Here is a 15,226-nt window from a genome sequence, read left to right on the forward strand (position 1 = left end):
CCGGTGTCCCCCGAAAGGAGGACACCGGCCGTTCATCGCACCGTAGGCATATGCCGGGGCATGGCGGCGGCCCCGGCAGGGAATATCCCCTCCAGGCCGGCTCCCGGCGCAGGGAGGCGGCCCCGGGAGGCCCCTTGCACACCACGGACGACCGTGCGGGCAGACGCACGCGAGGACGCGGCGGAGGGCCGGTGCCCGGCCCGTGTACGGGACCGGAACCCGGCCTCATCCCCCGCGACGCCGTCGCACCCCGACCTCTTCCGAGGGGGTAGGTCCATCCGTGGTGACCAGCACCAAGCGCCGGGAAGACCGGCGCACCTACGTCATCGACACCAGCGTCCTGCTCGCCGACCCGGCGGCCATGACCCGCTTCGACGAGCACGAGGTCGTGCTCCCGGTGGTCGTGGTCACGGAGTTGGAGGCCAAGCGCCACCATCCGGAGCTGGGCTACTTCGCCCGCCAGGCCCTCAGACGGCTGGACGAGTACCGCGTACTGCACGGGCGGCTGGACGCCCCGATCCCGATCGGCGAGCTGGGCGGCACGCTCAGGGTCGAGCTCAACCACTCGGATCCGGCGGTGCTGCCCTCCACCATGCGCGGGGACCACGGCCGGCCGCTCGACAACGACTCGCGCATCCTGGCGGTGGCCAGGAACCTCCAGGCCGAGGGGTACGACGTCACGGTCGTCTCCAAGGACCTGCCGCTGCGCATCAAGGCCTCCTCCGTCGGCCTGCTGGCCGAGGAGTACCGGGCCGAGCTGGCCGTCACCGAGTCCGGCTGGACGGGGATGACCGAACTCGCCCTGGCGGCCGAGGACGTGGACGAACTCTTCGCCGCGGAGAGCGTGTACGTGCCCGAGGCGGCCGAACTGCCCGTGCACACCGGCCTGGTCCTGCAGTCCGAGCGCGGCAGGGCCCTGGGCAGGGTCACGCCCGAGGGGCGGGTCAGGCTGGTGCGCGGTGACAGCGAGGCGTTCGGCATCCACGGGCGCAGTGCCGAGCAGCGCATCGCGCTGGACCTGCTGCTCGACCCGCAGGTCGGCATCGTCTCGATGGGCGGCCGGGCCGGCACCGGCAAGTCCGCGCTGGCGCTGTGCGCCGGACTGGAGGCCGTGCTGGAGAGGCGGCAGCACAGCAAGGTGATGGTGTTCCGGCCGCTGTACGCGGTCGGCGGCCAGGACCTGGGCTATCTGCCGGGCACCGCCGACGAGAAGATGAACCCCTGGGCGCAGGCGGTCTTCGACACCCTCTCGGCGGTGACGACACGTGAGGTGGTCGAGGAGATCACGGCCCGCGGCATGCTGGAGGTGCTGCCGCTCACGCACATCCGCGGCCGTTCCCTGCACGACGCCTTCGTGATCGTCGACGAGGCCCAGTCGCTGGAGCGGAACGTACTGCTGACGGTCCTCTCCAGGATCGGGCAGGGCTCCCGGGTCGTCCTCACCCACGACGTCGCCCAGCGCGACAACCTGCGCGTGGGGCGGTACGACGGGGTGGCCGCGGTGGTCGAACGGCTCAAGGGCCACCCGCTCTTCGCGCACATCACCCTCACCCGGTCCGAGCGGTCGCCGATCGCGGCGCTGGTGACCGAAATGCTGGAGGACGGCCGGATCTGAGGCGTTCTGCGAACGGCCCCGCGCGGCGAAGCGCAGCAGCCTAGCCGTGCGGGGCTTTTCGCGCGCCCTTTTCCGTCCAACCGGTCGGCGAAACGGAATGTGAGCTTTCCCACGTGTCACAGAATTGCATCCACGGTTCCGTCTCCGGCAGTGTGTGGGTCCTGTCAGGCCCCGCATACGGCACACGAACACCGTCCGCACCATCCGGCGCGGACCCACAAGTCAACAGCAGCGCGCCGTATGCCGCCCGAAGCACCACGCGGCCCCTCCCCTGTGGGAAGGGCCCGGCCGGGCCAGCGCCTCCCGTGGCCAGTACGTGGGGAGGCCCGAGTCAGGGGCACGATTGCGCCCGCGGGGTCACCTGAGCGGGCAGTGTGGAAGGAAACCGTGTGACTCGGATCTCGGTCCGGGGGTTCGCCGTGGCGTCCGCCACCGCGGTCACCACCGTCGGCGCCGTCGTCGGTGTGGCCTCGGGCAGTGAGCAGGGAACGACCGAACCGGTCGAGGCCACTGCCGCTGACGCGACGCTCCTCGCCGACATACCCGCAGGCCAGCAGGCCCAGACCGCTTCCCTCACACAGCAGGCGGACAACGCGGTCGCCGCGGCCGACGCCGCGGCGAAGAAGGCCGCCGAGGAGGCGGCCCGCAAACAGGCGGCCAAGGACGCCCAGGCCAAGAGGGAGGCGGCCGAGAAGGCCGCCAAGGCCGCCGAGGAGGCGAAGAAGCGGGAGGAGGCCCGGCAGCAGGCCGCCAGCCGCTCCGCGGAGCGCACCGACTTCGCGGTGCAGAGCTCCTACACCGTCGCCGAGGTCAAGGCGATGGCCCAGCAGATCGTGGGCGCGGGCCAGTTCCAGTGCTTCTCCAACATCGTCGAGCGCGAGAGCGGCTGGAACTACAAGGCCCAGAACCCGTCCTCCGGCGCGTACGGCCTCGTCCAGGCACTGCCCGGCTCCAAGATGGCCTCGGCCGGGGCCGACTGGCAGACCAACCCGGCCACCCAGATCAAGTGGGGCCTGAACTACATGAACGACCGCTACGGCAGCCCCTGCGGCGCCTGGGAGTTCTGGCAGGCCAACCACTGGTACTGAGCCGGTACCGAAGTCCTCGCGCGGAGCCGCCCCGGCTCCCGCCCCGAACCCCCCGCCCCCCGGCGGGGGGTTTGGCATGTCGGCAAAGGAGCAACCCTTTACCCCAACAGCGTCGTCCCCATATGGGACGGGCCGATGCGGCGGGCACGCCGGATCGGGGCGGAACCGGCCATACTGGGTCCGGTCGAACAGAACACCGGGGGCGAAGGAAGCGGCATGTCGGGACTTCGAAGTCTTAAGGCGGGGGTGTCGCGTGCCGCCACCCGGCTGTCCGAGCGGCTGGCACGCGCCGAGGAGAAGGACGGCCCCGACGGGCCGGTGCCGCCCCCACCCCCCGCCGGCCCGCCGCCGGGCGACTCGGCCCCCGCCCCCCTCCAGTCGCCCCCGGCCGCGGCCATGGTGCCGTGGGGGGTGAGGGTGGCGGCCGAGGCCGGGTGGCGGCTGCTGGTCCTGGCCGGGGTCATCTACGTCCTGATGAAGGTGATCAGCGCCATCAGCCTGGTCGTCCTCGCCTTCACCATCGGCCTGCTGCTGACCGCGCTGCTCCAGCCGACGGCCGCCAGGCTGCGGCGGCTGGGGATAGGGCGCGGACTGTCCGCCGCGATCACCTTCGTGACGGGCGTGGCGATGCTGGGCCTGGTGGGCTGGTTCGTGGTCTGGCAGGTCCTGGAGAACCTCGACGATCTCACCAGGCAGGTCCAGGAGGGTATCGACGAGCTGAAGACCTGGCTGCTCAACAGCCCCTTCCACGTCACCGAGGCGCAGATCAACAACATCGCCGACGGCCTCAACGACTGGCTCGGCAGCAACAGCCAGGAGATCACCAGCGCGGGGCTCCAGGGCGTGACCGTGGTCCTGGAGTTCTTCTCCGGCGCGGTGCTGGCGATGTTCGTGACGATCTTCCTGCTCTACGACGGCCGGAACGTGTGGAACTGGTCGCTGAACTTCGCGCCCCGGGCCGCCCGCGACGCCGTGGCGGGCGCCGGGCCCAGGGCGTGGATGACGCTCACCAGCTATGTGCGCGGCACGGTGCTGGTGGCCTTCATCGACGGTTTCTTCATCGGCATCGGGCTGTACTTCCTGGACGTGCCGATGGCCGTGCCGCTGGCCGTGTTCATCTTCCTGTTCTCCTTCGTCCCCATCGTCGGTGCGGTGGTCTCCGGAGCGCTGGCGGTGGTCGTGGCGTTCGTGGCCAACGGCGTGGTCTCCGCCCTGCTCGTCCTGGCGGTCGTGCTGGCCGTGCAGCAACTGGAGGGGCATGTGCTCCAGCCGCTCATCCTCGGCCGGCTGGTGCGGGTGCACCCCCTGGGCGTGGTGCTGGCGGTGACCGGGGGCAGTCTGATCGCGGGCATCCCCGGCGCGGTGACGGCGGTGCCGCTGGTGGCGGTGCTCAAGTCCGTCGTCGTCTCCATGAAGTCGTACGCGGCGGCCCATGCGGTGCCGGCCGGAACCGCCGAACCGTCGTCCGCCGTGCCGCCGCCGGCCGTCGAGGCGCCCAGGTCGCCCAAGTCGCCCGGGACCGAGCCGCCTTCGAGCCCGGGGGAGGGCGGGGAGCGGTAGATCGCGCCGGGCGCACGGTTCCCACGCCCGGGTGCCGCCGTAGGGCGGCGCCCGGGTGTTTTCGCACCTTGCTCTTCCGTGTGGTGCGGCACCGCGATAAAGTGCTATCACTTTGATAGAGATCAGCTTCATGGAGACGGGGGACCGCCATGTCCGTTGAGACCGAGCGGGCCGCACAGGCCGCGCAGGCCGAGCAGGCCGCCGGAGAACTTCCCGAGATGCCCGCCCCGCAGGTGCGCGAGAGGCCCGCGCACTCCGTCCCCGGCGGACTCGCCCTGCTGCTGGGCCTGCTGGGCCTGCTGGCCGGGGCCGGCGCCGTGGTGGGAGGCGCGCTGCTCGTCGAGGACGGCGTGCGCGGCCTCGGGGTGACGCTGGTCGTCGCGGGGGTGCTGCTGATGATCGGCTCGGTCTTCGCCATGGCCGGCCTCAACATGGTCGCGCCGGGGGAGGCCCGGGTCGTCCAGCTCTTCGGGCGCTACACCGGCACCATCCGCAAGGACGGCCTGCGCTGGGTGAACCCGCTGACCACCCGCAAGAAGGTCTCCACCCGGGTGCGCAACCACGAGACGGCGATCCTCAAGGTCAACGACGCCTACGGCAACCCGGTCGAGCTGGCGGCCGTCGTCGTCTGGCAGGTGGAGGACACCGCCCAGGCCACCTTCGAGGTGGACGACTTCGTGGAGTTCGTCTCCACCCAGACCGAGGCGGCCGTGCGGCACATCGCCATCGAGTACCCCTACGACGCCTACGACGAGGACGGCCTGTCGCTGCGCGGCAACGCCGAGGAGGTCACCGAGAAGCTCGCCGTCGAACTGACCGCCCGGGTGCGGGCGGCGGGCGTGCGGATCGTCGAGTCGCGCTTCACGCACCTGGCGTACGCCCCCGAGATCGCCGCCGCGATGCTCCAGCGCCAGCAGGCGGGCGCCGTGGTCGCGGCACGCCGGACCATCGTGGAGGGGGCCTGCGGCATGGTCGAGGACGCCGTGGAGCGGATCGCCTCCCAGGACTTCGTCGAGCTGGACGAGGAGCGCAAGGCCGCCATGGTGAGCAATCTGCTGGTGGTGCTCTGCGGCGATCGCTCCCCGCAGCCGGTCCTCAACACGGGGTCGCTCTACCAGTGAGCGCCCGGCCGGAGGGGCCGCCGGAGGGCGGCGGCCCCGAGCAGGAGCGGCCGCGGCGGCCCCGGCGCGAACGCCGGCAGATGCTGCTGCGGCTGGACCCCGCCGTCCACGACGCGCTCGCGAAGTGGGCGGCGGACGAGCTGCGCAGCACCAACGCCCAGGTCGACCACCTGCTGCGCAAGGCCCTGGCCGAGGCGGGGCGCATGCCCCGCGAGGCCCGTCCCCACCCGCGCCGGGGCCGCCCGCCGCGCTCGGAGGAGTAGTCCGAACCGCCTGTTTCAGCCCGCCCCCGCTCCCGCCCTCGCTCCGCCGGACCCGGACCCGGACCCGGAAACGGCACGGGCGGGGGCCCGCGAACCGGCGTATGCGCCACGTGTATACATCGTGTGTATACACGTGGTGTACAGTTCTCGGCATGTCCATCGGCCACACCCTGCTCGGGCTCCTCGAATCCGGGCCCCGCCACGGCTACGACCTCAAGCGCGCCTTCGACGAGCGCTTCGGCCACGACCGCCCGCTCCACTACGGGCAGGTCTACTCGACCATGTCCCGGCTGCTGAAGAACGGCCTGGTGGAGGTCGAGGGCGTCGAGCCCGGAGAAGGTCCCGAGCGCAAGCGCTACGCCATCACCGACGCCGGGATCACCGACGTCGCCGGATGGCTCGGCCGGCCCGAGAAGCCCGAGCCGTACCTCCAGTCCACCCTCTACACCAAGGTCGTCCTCGCCCTGCTGACCGGGCGCGACGCGGGGGAGCTGCTGGACGTCCAGCGCGCCGAACACCTGCGCCTGATGCGGGAGCTGACGCAGCGCAAGAAGAACGGCGACCTGGCCGACCAGCTCATCTGCGACCACGCACTGTTCCACCTCGAAGCCGATCTGCGCTGGCTGGAGCTGACCGCCGCGCGCCTCGACCAACTCGCCCGGGAGGTACGCGGATGACCACCGCCGACCCGCTGCTGAACGCCGCCGGACTGCGCAAGTCCTACGGCCCCACCCCCGCCCTGGACGGAGCGGACTTCTCCGTCCGCCCCGGTGAGGTCGTCGCGGTGATGGGCCCCTCCGGTTCCGGCAAGTCCACCCTGCTGCACTGTCTGGCCGGGATCATCCGGCCCGACTCCGGCACCGTCCACTACCGGGAACGCGAGCTGTCGGCCATGTCCGACGCCGAGCGCAGCGCCCTGCGCCGCTCGGAGTTCGGCTTCATCTTCCAGTTCGGCCAGCTCGTGCCCGAACTGACCTGCACCGAGAACGTCGCCCTGCCGCTGCGGCTGACCGGCATGGGCCGCAGGGAGGCCGAGAAGCGGGCCTCCGGGTGGCTGGAGCGGCTGGAGGTGGACGATGTGCGCCACCACCGCCCCGGGCAGGTCTCCGGAGGTCAGGGGCAGCGCGTCGCCGTAGCCCGGGCCCTGGTCACCGGGCCGCGCGTGGTCTTCGCCGACGAACCGACCGGCGCGCTGGACTCCCTCAACGGCGAGCGGGTGATGCAGCTGCTGACCGACGCCGCGCGGGACACCGGCGCGGCGGTCGTACTGGTCACCCACGAGGCCCGGGTCGCCGCGTACTCCGACCGCGAGATCGTCGTCCGTGACGGCAGGGTGCGCGACATGGCGGGCGCCCTGTGAGCGCACTGGACTCCAGAACGCCGCAGGCGTCCCCCGGTCCGGAGCCCGCCCCCGGGCCCGTCCCGGAGCCCGCACGGCCCGCCGGCCCGTCGGGCGCGGCCCGCTGGGCGGCCGACCTGGCGATGGGCGTCCGCTTCGCGCTGGCCGGGGGCCGCGAGGGCTGGGTGCGCACCGTGCTCACGGCCGTCGGTGTCGGCCTCGGCGTCGCCGTGCTGATGGTCGCGGCCTCCGTGCCGAACATGCTGGGGGCCCGCGAGGCACGCGGGGAGGCCCGGGAGAACTTCGGTTTCGGACAGGTCGAGCGTTCCGACCGCAGCGCTCTCTACACCTGGAGCGACACCGAGTTCCGCGGCGATGGCGTCCGCGGCCGGTACATCGAGCCGGAGGGGGGCAACCCGCCGGTCCCGCCGGGCGTGGAGCGGCTGCCCGCTCCCGGCGAGATGGTCGTCTCACCGGCGCTGGGGGAGTTGCTCGCCTCCCCGGAGGGCGAGCTCCTCAGGGAGCGGCTCCCCCACCGGATCACCGGCACCATCGGTGACGAGGGACTGCTCGGCCCGAAGGAACTCACCTTCCTGGCGGGCAGTGACACCCTCTCCCAGTCCGGGAGCGGCGTGGCGCGGGTCGACCGGTTCGACGAGGTGGGCGAACCGGAGCCGCTGGACGCGGTACTGCTGCTGCTGGTGGTCGTCATCTGTGTGGTGCTGCTGTTCCCGGTCTGGGTCTTCATCGCCACCTCGGTTCGCTTCGGCGGCGAACGCCGGGACCGCCGGCTGGCCGCGCTGCGCCTGGTCGGCGCCGACAGCCGGATGGTGCGGCGGATCGCGGCCGGCGAGTCGCTGGTCGGCGCGCTCCTCGGACTCGCCGTCGGCGCCGCGCTGTTCCTGCCGGTGCGCGGGCTCATCGGACGGGCGGAGATCTTCGACATCAGCGTCTTCCCCGCCGACGTACGTCCCAGCGCCCTGCTGACCGCACTGATCGCGGTGGCCGTGCCCGTCTCCGCCGTCGCCGTCGCCCTGTTCGCGCTGCGCGGGGTCGCCATCGAACCGCTCGGCGTCGTGCGCGACGCGGGCGTCCGCAGGCGTCGGCTGTGGTGGCGGCTGGTGCCGCCCGGAGTCGGACTGGTGCTGCTCCTGCCCCTGATCGGCGGGATCGACGCGGAGCGGGGGACGATCGACACCTACCGGATCGCCGCGGGCATCGTGCTGCTGCTGACCGGGGTCACGGCCGTGCTGCCCTGGCTGGTGGAGTGGGCCGTCAACCGGATGCGCGGCGGCCCCCTGTCCGTCCAGCTCGCCGTACGCCGCCTCCAGCTCGACAGCGGGCCCGGAGCCCGGGCGGTCAGCGGCATCACCGTCGCGGTCGCCGGAGCCATCGCCGTCCAGATGCTGTTCGGCGGGGTCGAGGGCGACTACACGCACTCCACCGGGCACGACACCTCCCGCGCGGATCTGGTGATCATGCGGGATCTCCGTGCCGGCGGTGAGGCCGCCGAGCTGACCGGGGTGCTGGAGCGGACCCGCGGTGTGGGCCGGGTGCTGGGTACCGCCGGCGTGCGCGTACCGGAGGCCGGTGCCGAGCCCGACGGGGAAACCCCCTGGACGAGCATCACCGTCGCCGACTGCGCCGCCCTGGAGCAGCTGGCCGAGATCGCCTCCTGCGAGGACGGGGACGTCTTCCTCGCGTCACCGGCCATGGCCGGGGCGGAGGAGCCCGGCGCGCGCCCCGGCGCACGCTTCGACCTCAACGCCCCGGTCTACTCGGAGGAGGAGGAGAGGTACGTGCGGACGGGGAAGGCCCTGCCCTGGTCCGTCCCCCGCGACGCCTCCGAGGTCAAGCCGCGGGAGGGCGTCATGGGCATGTACATCGGGGGAGTCCTCGCCACCCCCGGGGCGCTCGACCTCACCCGGGCGACGGGCGTACGGGCCGAGTTCTCCGTCAAACTCGACCCGGCCGTGCCGGACGCGGCCGAGCACGTCCGCAACGCGGTGGAGACCGGCTCCCCCCAGACCCAGGTCATGAGGGTGAGCGCGACCGAGCAGTCGAGCAGGTTCGCCGCCGTCCAGCGGGCGCTGTACGCCGGGGCGGCCGGAGTGATGCTGCTGATCGGCGCCAGCATGGTCGTCTCCACCCTGGAGCAGTTGCGCGAGCGCAGGAAGCTGCTGTCGGTGCTGGTCGCCTTCGGCACCCGGCGCTCCACGCTGGGCTGGTCGGTGCTGTGGCAGACGGCGCTGCCCGTGGCGCTCGGCCTGTTCCTGGCGGCCGCGGGCGGGATCGGGCTGGGCGCGGTGCTGCTGAAGCTGGTCTCCGTGCCGGTCGCCGTCCACTGGACGAGCCTGGGGGCCATGACGGGCATCGGCGCCGGGGTGGTGCTGCTGGTGACCCTCCTCAGCCTGCCGCCGCTGTGGCGGATGATGCGCCCGGACGGGCTGCGCACGGAGTGACCGCCCGCGCGCGGCACCGGGCGTGAGCCCGCCGCACACCGCCCGTACGGCCCGGACAGGGGGAGGGCCGTACGGGCGGTGCGCGCGTGTGCGTACCCGGCCGGCGGAGCGGGAACGGGGCGTCAGCGGCGCAGGTCCCGCAGGCGCTTGCCGCGCTTCGCCCTCGCCTCGACCCCTCCGAAGACCGCCGCGCCGCGCACCACGACCACCGGGGCGTCCGGATCCTCCGACTCCCTGGCCTCCACGTCGTAGCCGCCCATGATCCCGCTGCCCGAGCCGCGCAGGGTCACGTTCTCCGGGACCCTGATCTCGATGCCGCCGAAGACGGCCGTGGCGTTGACGACGAGTTCCCGCCGCTCGAACAGCGCCTCGGTCAGGTCGATCTCGACCCCGCCGAACAGCGCGAAGGCGTTGGTCCTGGCCCCCACCCGCCGGCGCCCCTTGCGCGAGGCCCCGCCGAAGACCGCGATCACGTTGTCGCCGTCCCCGCCGGACGCCGGGCGGGGACGGTCGGTACGGGGAGCCGCCTCCAGCCCGGCCGGCAGGTCGCGGACCAGTGGCCGCAGCTCGCCCATCGTCCTGGCCCGGTACACCGCGTCGACCCGCTCCGCGTGCTCCTCGGCGTCCAGCCGCCCCTGGGCCAGCGCCTCGCGCAGGATCTCCGCCACCCGGTCGCGGTCGGCGTCGGAGGCGCGTACGTCCGCCGGGGACGCGGCGGGGGGCCGCGCCGCGGGCTGCTTGCGCAGGGAGGTCTTCTCGTCCACACCACCACCCTAGCGAACGCGATACATCGCGAACAGTGCTGCGTCGGCCGGGGTTCGGCCGGGGTTCGGCCGAACCCCGTTCGAGACCCGGCCGGACCCCGGCCCGTCGGCTGAGCCGCACCTCACACCACCGCCACCCGTTTGGGGGTCATACCCTGTGAGGCGCCACCGTCGAGAGGAAGAGACCGTCCATGCCTGCCGACCCCCGCCCGTCCGACGCGGTCGCCTCCAGCCCGGCCTCCGAGGAGTTCGACTACACCGAGCTCCTCCCCCTGGGCGAGGACACCACCCCCTACCGCCTGGTCACAGCCGAGGGCGTCAGCACCTTCGAGGCGGGCGGACGCACTTTCCTGAAGGTCGAGCCGGAGGCGCTGCGCAAGCTCGCGGCCGAGGCGATGCACGACATCTCCCACTACCTGCGCCCGGCCCACCTGGCCCAGCTCCGCCGCATCCTGGACGACCCCGAGGCGTCCCCCAACGACCGCTTCGTGGCGCTGGACCTGCTGAAGAACGCCAACATCGCCGCCGCGGGCGTCCTGCCGATGTGCCAGGACACCGGCACCGCGATCGTGATGGGCAAGCGCGGCCAGAACGTGCTGACCGAGGGCGACGACGAAAAAGCCCTGTCCGGCGGCGTCTTCGACGCCTACCACCAGCTCAACCTGCGCTACTCCCAGATGGCCCCGCTGACCATGTGGGAGGAGAGGAACACCGGCACCAACCTCCCGGCCCAGATCGAGCTGTACGCCGCCGACGGCGACGCCTACAAGTTCCTGTTCATGGCCAAGGGCGGCGGCAGCGCCAACAAGTCCTTCCTCTACCAGGAGACCAAGGCCGTCCTGAACGAGGGCGCCATGATGCGCTTCCTGGAGGAGAAGATCCGCTCCCTGGGCACGGCCGCCTGCCCGCCGTACCACCTGGCGATCGTCGTCGGCGGAACCTCGGCCGAGTACGCGCTCAAGACCGCCAAGTACGCCTCCGCCCACTACCTGGACTCCCTGCCGACCGAGGGCTCCCCGGCCGGCCACGGCTTCCGCGATCTCGAGCTGGAGGAGAAGGTCTTCGAGCTCACCCAGAAGCTGGGCATCGGCGCCCAGTTCGGCGGCAAGTACTTCTGCCACGACGTGCGCGTGGTCCGTCTGCCCCGCCACGGCGCCTCCTGCCCGGTGGCCATCGCAGTCTCCTGCTCCGCCGACCGCCAGGCGCTGGCGAAGATCACCGCCGAGGGCGTCTTCCTGGAGGAGCTGGAGAGGGACCCGGCGCGCTTCCTGCCCGACACCACCGACGCCGACCTCGACTCGGACGTGGTGCGGATCGACCTCAACCGGCCGATGGACGAGATCCGCGCCGAGCTGTCCAAGTACCCGGTCAAGACCCGGCTGTCCCTGAGCGGCCCGCTGGTCGTCGCCCGCGACATCGCACACGCCAAGATCAAGGAGCGGCTGGACGCGGGCGAGGAGATGCCGGCCTACCTGCGCGACCACGCCGTGTACTACGCGGGCCCGGCCAAGACCCCCGAAGGCTACGCCTCCGGTTCCTTCGGCCCGACCACCGCAGGCCGCATGGACGCCTACGTCGAGCAGTTCCAGGCCGCGGGCGGCTCCTTCGTGATGCTGGCCAAGGGCAACCGCAGCAAGCAGGTCACCGACGCCTGCGCGAAGCACGGCGGCTTCTACCTCGGCTCCATCGGCGGCCCGGCCGCGCGCCTGGCCCAGGACTGCATCAGGAAGGTGGAGGTCCTGGAGTACGAGGAGCTGGGCATGGAGGCGGTCTGGCGGATCGAGGTCGAGGACTTCCCCGCCTTCGTCGTCGTCGACGACAAGGGCAACGACTTCTTCACCGACCCGGGCCCGGCCCAGCCCTTCGTCACCTCCATCCCGGTGCGCTCCGCCGACTGACCGGCCCGGTCCGGTTAGATTCGTCCCCATGACCGGGACGAGCGACGACAAGCGGCAATACCGGATCGAGCACGACTCCATGGGTGAGGTGCGGGTGCCGGCCCATGCCAGATGGCGGGCACAGACGCAGCGCGCCGTGGAGAACTTCCCCCTGTCGGGCCGGCGCCTGGAACGAGCGCACATCCAGGCGCTGGCCCGGATCAAGGCCGCCGCGGCCCGGGTCAACGCCGAACTCGGCGTCCTGGACGCGGGTCTGGCCCGGGCCGTCGAACAGGCCGCCGAGGAGGTCGCCGAGGGCCGCTGGGACGACCACTTCCCCGTGGACGTCTTCCAGACCGGTTCCGGCACCTCCTCCAACATGAACATGAACGAGGTGCTGGCCACCCTCGCGAGCGAGCGGCTGGGCGCGCCGGTGCACCCCAACGACCACGTCAACGCCAGCCAGTCCTCCAACGACGTCTTCCCCTCCTCCATCCACATCGCGGCCACCGCCGCCGTCACCGGCGACCTGATCCCCGCGCTGGAGCACCTGGCAGGGGCGCTGGAGCGCAAGGCGGAGGAGTTCGCCGAGGTCGTCAAGGCCGGCCGCACCCATCTGATGGACGCCACGCCCGTCACGCTCGGCCAGGAGTTCGGCGGCTACGCGGCGCAGGTGCGCTACGGGGTGGAGCGGCTGCGAGCCTGCCTGCCGCGCCTGGCCGAGCTGCCGCTGGGCGGCACCGCGGTGGGCACCGGCATCAACACCCCGCCGGGCTTCTCCGCGGCCGTCATCGCCGAGATCGCCCGCGACACCGGGCTGCCGCTGACCGAGGCCCGCGACCACTTCGAGGCCCAGGGCGCCCGGGACGCCCTGGTGGAGACCTCCGGGCAGCTGCGCACCATCGCCGTGAGCCTGACCAAGATCTGCAACGATCTGCGCTGGATGTCCTCCGGCCCGCGCACCGGGCTGGCCGAGATCCGCCTGCCCGACCTCCAGCCCGGCTCCTCGATCATGCCCGGCAAGGTCAACCCGGTGGTTCCCGAGGCGGTCCTGATGGTCGCCGCGCAGGTCATGGGCAACGACGCCACGGTCGCGGTGGCCGGCGCGTCGGGCAACTTCGAGCTGAACGTCATGCTCCCCGTCATCGCCCGGAACCTGCTGGAGTCGGTCCGGCTGCTGGCGAACTCCTCCCGGCTGCTGGCCGACCGCACGGTCGACGGTATCGAGGCCGACGCCGAGCGGGCCCGCGAGTACGCCGAGTCCTCCCCGTCCGTGGTGACCCCGCTCAACCGCTACATCGGCTACGAGGAGGCCGCGAAGGTCGCCAAGCGGTCCCTGGCCGAGCGCAGGACCATCCGCGAGGTGGTCCTGGAGGCCGGCTACGTCGAGCGCGGCGAGCTCACCCTGGAGCAGCTCGACCAGGCCCTGGACGTGCTGCGCATGACCCGTCCCTGATCCGCCCGGGCCCGCTCCCGACCCGTGCCGCCCCCGCCCCCGGCCCGCGGCGCGGAGCCGGGGGCCGGGCCCGGATCCTGGGCCCGGCCCCCGGCGCGGGCCTAAGATCCGTGCATGACGGCGGACACGGCGGATCACACACACGCGGCGGGCGGCACCCGCTGGAGGGCCGGCGAGCACATCCTGTGGCGGTACCGGGCCAACGGCGGCGACGCCCTGCACATCTGCCGCCCGGTGACCGTCGTCCGCGACACCCCCGAACTGCTCGCCGTGTGGATGGCGCCGGGGACCGTCTGCGTCAAGCCGGAGCTCGCCGACGGCACGCCCGTGCACCGCGAGCCGCTCGCCACCCGCTACACCAAGCCGCGCCGGACGGTGCGGTCGCGGTGGTTCGGCACCGGGGTCCTCAAGCTCGCGCGGGCCGGCGAGCCCTGGTCGGTGTGGCTGTTCTGGGACCGCGGCTGGCGGTTCCGGAACTGGTACGTCAACCTGGAGGAGCCCCTGCGCCGCTGGGCGGGCGGTGTGGACTCCGAGGACCACTTCCTGGACATCACCGTCCACCCCGACCGCACCTGGCAGTGGCGGGACGAGGACGAGTTCGAGCAGGCGCAGCGCGCCGGCCTGATGGACGCCGCCCAGGCCGAGCGCGTACGGGCCGCCGGGCGGCGCGCGGTGGAGGTGGTGCGCGACTGGGGCAGCCCCTTCGGCGACGGATGGGAGGACTGGCGGCCCGATCCCGCCTGGCGGACTCCGCCGCTGCCGCGCGACTGGGACCGCGAACCCGTACGGATCGGATGAAAGGGCTGGTGGGGTGGCCGCGCGTCTCGCATGATGGCTGAGGACGTTCCGCATTCCCTTGCTGCGCCCCCGGGCGCCGAAAGTAGGATCACCCCCGGACCCGGCGGAAAGCCCATCACAGCGAACTCCCTTTCCGTCAAAGGGATTTGGCGCACCGCCGCGAGAGGAGCCCCAGCGTGAACGACACGGAAGGCCATCAGGTGTACACGGGCTACGACAGAGCGGCCATCGACCGCGCCGGACAGGCCGAGGCGTTCGACGCGATCGGCGACCGCTACGACGACGTCTTCCCCCACAAGGAGGGGCAGCTGGGCGCCGGCGCCTGGCTGGCGAAGGAGCTGCCCGCCGGTTCGCGGGTGCTCGACGTCGGCTGCGGCACCGGGGTCCCCACCGCCCGGCAGCTCGCCGACGCGGGCCACCGGGTCACCGGCATCGACATCTCACCCGGCATGATCGAGCTGGCCCGGGCCAACGTCCCCGGCGCCGACTTCCGCCTGATGGACCTCGCCGACCTGGAGCACGCAGGTCTGGAGCCCTTCGACGGCGCCGCCGCCTTCTTCTCGCTGCTGATGCTGCCGCGCAAGGAGATCCCCGTCGCCCTGCGGATGCTGCACGGCCGGCTGCGCCCCGGCGGGCTGCTGGCGCTCGGCATGGTCGAGGCGGACGTGGACGACTTCGCCATCCCGTTCCTGGGCCACACGATCCGGGTATCCGGTTACCTGCGGGAGGAGCTGCGCCAGGTGGTGGCCGACGCGGGCTTCGAGATCGACGGGGAGGAGACGTTCGCGTACGCGCCGGCCAGTACGGACGTCTCCCCCGAGATACAGGTCTTCCTCAACTGCCGACGCCCCTGAGTCCTCAAGCGCTGGGCCCGCCCGATGCA

At 72.5% G+C, this 15,226-nt stretch carries 13 protein-coding genes; 12 read left to right on the top strand and 1 reads right to left on the bottom strand.

Annotation, left to right across the window (positions count from 1 at the left end):
• Window positions 1-280 precede the first annotated feature (280 nt).
• From ACW69E_RS14915 to ACW69E_RS14950, 8 genes are all read left to right on the top strand, one after another.
• Window positions 281-1,615, top strand: a complete 1,335-nt coding sequence (locus tag ACW69E_RS14915) for a PhoH family protein (protein WP_457498713.1) — start codon at window positions 281-283, stop codon at window positions 1,613-1,615.
• Between the two features lie 389 nt (window positions 1,616-2,004).
• Entirely contained in the window at window positions 2,005-2,703 is a 699-nt protein-coding gene (locus ACW69E_RS14920; RefSeq protein ID WP_457498714.1) for an aggregation-promoting factor C-terminal-like domain-containing protein, read from the top strand.
• A 216-nt stretch (window positions 2,704-2,919) separates the two neighbouring features.
• Window positions 2,920-4,263, top strand: coding sequence for an AI-2E family transporter (locus ACW69E_RS14925; RefSeq protein WP_457498715.1), 1,344 nt, complete (start codon window positions 2,920-2,922; stop codon window positions 4,261-4,263).
• Window positions 4,264-4,412: 149 nt separating this feature from the next.
• Window positions 4,413-5,384 (top strand): SPFH domain-containing protein, encoded by a 972-nt coding sequence (locus ACW69E_RS14930; RefSeq protein ID WP_457498716.1) that lies wholly within the window; start codon window positions 4,413-4,415, stop codon window positions 5,382-5,384.
• A complete protein-coding gene (locus ACW69E_RS14935) occupies window positions 5,381-5,647 on the top strand; it encodes a hypothetical protein (RefSeq protein WP_457498717.1) in 267 nt (88 codons plus the stop codon). Before ACW69E_RS14930 ends, ACW69E_RS14935 begins: the two co-directional genes overlap by 4 nt.
• A gap of 152 nt (window positions 5,648-5,799) precedes the next feature.
• Window positions 5,800-6,324, top strand: a complete 525-nt coding sequence (locus tag ACW69E_RS14940; protein WP_457498718.1) for a PadR family transcriptional regulator — start codon at window positions 5,800-5,802, stop codon at window positions 6,322-6,324.
• Window positions 6,321-7,007 (top strand): ABC transporter ATP-binding protein, encoded by a 687-nt coding sequence (locus ACW69E_RS14945; protein ID WP_457498719.1) that lies wholly within the window; start codon window positions 6,321-6,323, stop codon window positions 7,005-7,007. Before ACW69E_RS14940 ends, ACW69E_RS14945 begins: the two co-directional genes overlap by 4 nt.
• The gene (locus ACW69E_RS14950) at window positions 7,004-9,448 is read left to right on the top strand and encodes an FtsX-like permease family protein (protein WP_457498720.1); all 2,445 of its coding nucleotides are present in this window, start codon (window positions 7,004-7,006) and stop codon (window positions 9,446-9,448) included. The genes ACW69E_RS14945 and ACW69E_RS14950 overlap by 4 nt, the downstream gene beginning before the upstream one ends.
• A gap of 122 nt (window positions 9,449-9,570) precedes the next feature.
• On the opposite strand, the gene ACW69E_RS14955 is transcribed toward ACW69E_RS14950, so the two are convergent.
• Window positions 9,571-10,212, bottom strand: coding sequence for a DUF1707 SHOCT-like domain-containing protein (locus ACW69E_RS14955; protein WP_457498721.1), 642 nt, complete (start codon window positions 10,210-10,212; stop codon window positions 9,571-9,573).
• A gap of 191 nt (window positions 10,213-10,403) precedes the next feature.
• Between ACW69E_RS14955 and ACW69E_RS14960 the strand changes: the two genes are divergently transcribed.
• The 4 genes from ACW69E_RS14960 to ACW69E_RS14975 all read left to right on the top strand — a co-directional run bounded on the left by ACW69E_RS14960 (window position 10,404) and on the right by ACW69E_RS14975 (window position 15,197).
• Window positions 10,404-12,110, top strand: a complete 1,707-nt coding sequence (locus tag ACW69E_RS14960) for a fumarate hydratase (RefSeq protein ID WP_457498722.1) — start codon at window positions 10,404-10,406, stop codon at window positions 12,108-12,110.
• A gap of 28 nt (window positions 12,111-12,138) precedes the next feature.
• A complete protein-coding gene (locus ACW69E_RS14965) occupies window positions 12,139-13,545 on the top strand; it encodes a class II fumarate hydratase (RefSeq protein WP_457498723.1) in 1,407 nt (468 codons plus the stop codon).
• A 114-nt stretch (window positions 13,546-13,659) separates the two neighbouring features.
• A complete protein-coding gene (fomD, locus tag ACW69E_RS14970) occupies window positions 13,660-14,343 on the top strand; it encodes a cytidylyl-2-hydroxypropylphosphonate hydrolase (protein ID WP_457498724.1) in 684 nt (227 codons plus the stop codon).
• A gap of 176 nt (window positions 14,344-14,519) precedes the next feature.
• The gene (locus ACW69E_RS14975; RefSeq protein WP_457498725.1) at window positions 14,520-15,197 is read left to right on the top strand and encodes a class I SAM-dependent methyltransferase; all 678 of its coding nucleotides are present in this window, start codon (window positions 14,520-14,522) and stop codon (window positions 15,195-15,197) included.
• Window positions 15,198-15,226 lie beyond the last annotated feature (29 nt).

This window comes from Streptomyces sp. SS8, from assembly GCF_054072955.1.